Source organism: Candidatus Villigracilis sp., from assembly GCF_057083605.1.
Map to the genome: position 1 here is coordinate 1 of NZ_JBXMTI010000134.1, position 4,261 is coordinate 4,261.

General features: G+C 47.5%; 2 protein-coding genes and 2 pseudogenes. 3 read left to right on the plus strand and 1 reads right to left on the minus strand.

The genetic code is table 11. The features are described from left to right. Positions 1–140: 140 nt before the first annotated feature. Entirely contained in the window at positions 141–1,148 is a 1,008-nt protein-coding gene (locus AC14M5_RS19735; protein WP_484031430.1) for a hypothetical protein, read from the plus strand. Positions 1,149–1,469: 321 nt separating this feature from the next. On the opposite strand, the pseudogene AC14M5_RS19740 reads toward AC14M5_RS19735, so the two are convergent. Continuing rightward, positions 1,470–2,529: pseudogene (locus AC14M5_RS19740) on the minus strand (IS3 family transposase). A 116-nt stretch (positions 2,530–2,645) separates the two neighbouring features. Between AC14M5_RS19740 and AC14M5_RS19745 the strand changes: the two are divergent. Then, on the plus strand, positions 2,646–3,809 hold the full coding sequence (locus tag AC14M5_RS19745) for an aminotransferase class V-fold PLP-dependent enzyme (protein WP_484031431.1): 1,164 nt from the start codon (positions 2,646–2,648) through the stop codon (positions 3,807–3,809). A gap of 140 nt (positions 3,810–3,949) precedes the next feature. Next, a pseudogene (locus AC14M5_RS19750) lies at positions 3,950–4,261 on the plus strand (aminotransferase class V-fold PLP-dependent enzyme); the annotation flags it as partial.

Consider the following 4,261-nt stretch of genomic DNA (forward strand, 5'->3'; position numbering starts at 1 on the left):
TGCCTCCAACACAATCTGAGCTTTTTGTAGAGCGGATAGGCGTTTTCTCTTGGGCATTTGGTTTTTCTCCGAAAACTGCACCTTAATTATGCCCTTTTTTGTGTCTAAATTTCCTTATCCACTTAACATCTCCGAAAGGCATGAAGTTTTTTGAAGGGTATTTTGCTCACCAATCTTTATTAGCATTGTCTTTGATGGAAAGAATCGTGATGAAAGGCACCAAACTTGCCCTTTTGCATCAAGGATTATGGTATTTTGAATTAACATCGAAGGACATTGATCGCGCCAGATTATCGCTCGAAAAATCTTCTTCTCGGAAATCAGTTTTGCCATTCGTAGACTTAACAAGGGAGTTTTTGTCGATCAATACTCTCAAAAAAAAGTCAAAATTGCTGGACATCTTGCTTACCGCGCCAGCCCGCCGCAGGAAATTTGATGATTTGGCGAAATATGCAAGCAGGTTGCCCATTAATGGTGAGATCGACGGATTACCTGTCGGAAATGTCATCCGGTTTGGGCAGCCAACAAGAAGCGAGATCCAATTATCAGTAGATGCTATCAAATCTGCCTTGGACGTTCATTTAGCTGAATATCAGGCATTGAGTGCCGAGATTGAAAGTGGTTGGGAAATCCAAAAGACTCTTCTCCAATATACACTATTTATTATTGGTACTGTCATTACTCTGGTAACTGCTTTTCCAAACACCGCATTACTTTATTTGGTTGCGTCAATGATGCTGTCTTTGCTGGGTTGGGGATATATAGAACAGTCAATTAGGATGACAACAATAGGGCGATACTATAAACAGATTCTTGGTCCCCGAATGAATCAATTAATCCAGGCACTAAACCATATCGATCTTTATCAACCAATTGACGATCAACTAAAAGTATTGAACTGGGAAGACTTTTTTAGAGCGGGCAACATTCGAACTGCACTTATGGGAGTTTCCGCTGGCGGAAAGTTTGCATATGCGGTTTTGCCAGGGATTGCATTTGTGATTGCTTTCTATATTACAAAATCGTTAGGCGCTGTTTCTTGGACATCACTAGAGACTATTGGCTTTGTTTTTACCGCTAGCCTAAGTCTTTTACCTCTTGCTACGTTGCTGTTTAATACACGGTTCTCCTTTACAGGAGAAGAGTAATGTATCAATTGTATCTATTACTGTGAGCAATGAAATCGGATGCCGTAATGACATCCGATTTATTTCTTACTTCCCTAACCTTGCCCGTTCTTCGTCAACTACACTGTTTTCCAGTTTCTTGAACAACGGCCCCGGTTGATTCAGCTTCTGTCCCGGCTTCAGGTCGCTGGGCTTCCAGTGGGGCAAGTCGCCGACTTGCCCTACGCGGTAACGTAACACCGTATGCTCTCCGAGCGAGTCTTGCACAGTCTCGGTGTATTGCTCGCCGAAGAGAGGAGTTGTCAAGTACCCAATTTATATACCAATGATAAGTAGACAAAATCAAGCATTCTGAATTGCATATTGGCGGGGCGTTAAGCCCTGTAATGCCTCGTGCGGACGAATGGAGTTGTAATCCTCCAACCATTTTTCAGTAAGAAATCGTACCTCCTCCAAGTTGTCGAATAAGTAAGCATCCAGAATGTCTTCACGGTAGGTTCGATTGAAGCGTTCGACATAAGCATTTTGTGCGGGTTTTCCTGGCTGGATATGAAGGAGTTCGATCTGCCTTTCCTTTGCCCAGTTCTCCAAACGGTGTGAGATCAATTCGGGATCATTGTCCATACGAATGGAATGGATTGCGGCTTTCCTCTCCAATCGATCAGGTTTTCCAAAACACGAATGACACGCCCAGCAGGCAGAGATGTATCCGCTTCGATCCACAGAGCTTCCCGATTGAAGTCGTCCAAGATGTTCAAGGTACGAAACCAACGCCCATTCGTCAGGCTGTTACTCATAAAATCCAGTGACCACGTCTGATTGGCTTGCGTGACAGGCAGCCGTTTCTTGGGTTTGCGGCGCAAAATCAAGCCTAAAGCAAGGTAAATCCTGCGGATTCGTCTGTGGTTCCAAGGATGCCCTTGATTTCGCAGATAATCGATCATCTTGGCACAGCCCCAGCGAGGATGCTCTTCTGCCAGTCTGTATAACTCCTGCTCAATCGGCTCATCTTCTGATGGCAGCCCCTGATAACGAAACGCGCTTCGGCTCAGGTTCAGTGTTCGACATGCCTGACGCTCACTTAGCCTGTGGCTCTGGATGGCGTAGTTCACCAGCTCGCGTTTCTCCTCAGGTTTTATAACTTTTTTTCGACGATATCCTTGAGCGCTTGGTGTTCCAAACTCAGGGTCGCGTACATTTGTTTCAAGCGCCGATTTTCTTCTTCCAGTTCCTTTAGCCGCCGCAATGCGTTGGCATCCATGCCGCTGTACTTCGATTTCCACTTGTAAAAGGCTGCCTTGCTAAACCCGTGCTGGCGGCTTAGTTCTTCCAATGCCACTCCGGCTTCTGCTTCTTTGAGGATGGTGATGATCTGGCTTTCCGAGAATTTGGCTTTCTTCATCTGGATACTCCTGACTTGATTTTGCCACGTTCTTTCTACTTCCAGATGGTTCTATTTTAGGGGAGGGTTACCGGGAGATGCTGTGGTTGTCTAGGGTGATATCTTATAATTGCCTGATGCCAGCTCTAAAAGAATACTTTCTCTTGGATCCAGATGTTGTTTTCCTAAATCATGGCTCGTTCGGTGCGGCTCCCAAGCCTGTGATGGAGAACTACCAGAATTGGCAACTGCGATTGGAGCGCCAGCCAGTATTGTTCTTGGGTCGGGAACTGGATGGGTTGATGCGAGAGTCGCGCGTTGCCTTGGGCGAGTACCTGAATGCCGATGCCGATGACTTAGTCTACATTCCAAATGCAACGCATGGAGTAAATATCATTGCTCACTCTCTCCAACTCCAAGCGGGCGATGAAATCTTGACCACCGATCATGAATATGGCGCGTGTGATTTTACATGGGAATTCATTTGCAGTAAGACCGGTGCAAAGTACATTCGACAACCCATTCCACTACCGGTTCAGTCCGAGGAGGAAATTGTCGAGCAGTGCTGGTCAGGTGTTACCCCTCGCACAAAGGTTGTATACCTCAGCCATATTACTTCTTCAACGGCCCTGCGTCTCCCGGTGGAAGAAATCTGCCGGCGGGCAAGAGAGGCCGGAATATTAACGATCATTGATGCTGCGCACTCCCCGGGGCAGATTCCCCTTGATCTCACGGCGCTCAATGCCGACATCGTTTTTGGGAATTGTCATAAATGGTTACTCAACGTCAAGGGGGCGGGATTTCTCTATGTGCGGAGTGAATTGCAATCGCTGATCGAACCGCTTGTTGTCAGTTGGGGATACAACACAACCTCTGAGACAACCACAGGCTCGCGGTTTATTGACCTACTGCAGTGGACCGGAACCAAAGACCCAACTGCTGTGCTCACGGTTCCAACTGCCATTCAATTTATGATAGAACACGATTGGGATACTGTCCGTTGCCAATGCCATGCGCTTCTTCGCCAGGCGATAGACCGAATTTGTGATTTGACCAAACTTCCGCCATTATATCCGCTCGAATCGGATTTCTACTGTCAAATGGGTATTGCTTCGCTCCCTTCGTCAAATCTGAAAGTCCTCAAAGGTCGCATGTATGATGAATTTAAAGTAGAAGTGCCGCTGATCCAATGGCAGGACAGGCAGTTCATCCGCATCTCAGTGCAGGGGTACAATACGCAACAGGATATCGATGCACTGCTCAAGTCCTTACAGACTCTATTGCCTCAGACGGCTGTTTAGCTTGGTGTAGTGAGTGCAATTTCCAACCACAAATCGCGTCCCCAGCGCATATTTCCTGTGTTGTTTGCGCACATCACTATAAATGGTTGTGTGCGCCGAAGGGTGCGGGATTCCTATACGCGCGCCCTGAAGTGCAATCATTGCTCAAGCCCTTGGTTGTTTCATGGGGATATGAATCCGAGGCGCCCACTGGCTCGACTTTTGTTGACTACAACGAATGGTGGGGCACCCGCGATTTGGCGGCTTTTTTGACGGTGCCCGAGGCGATCCGTTTTCAGCAGGAAAATGATTGGGGCGAAGTGCGAGCGAGATGCCACCAAATTCTCTGTTCAGCACAGGAACAGGTCTGTGACATCACCGGACTGCCCCCGCTTCATTCCTCCGACCAGAGCTGGTTCGCCCAAATGACCACCGCGCCGCTCCCGGCGGATACTGAAATTGGCGTCCTCAAG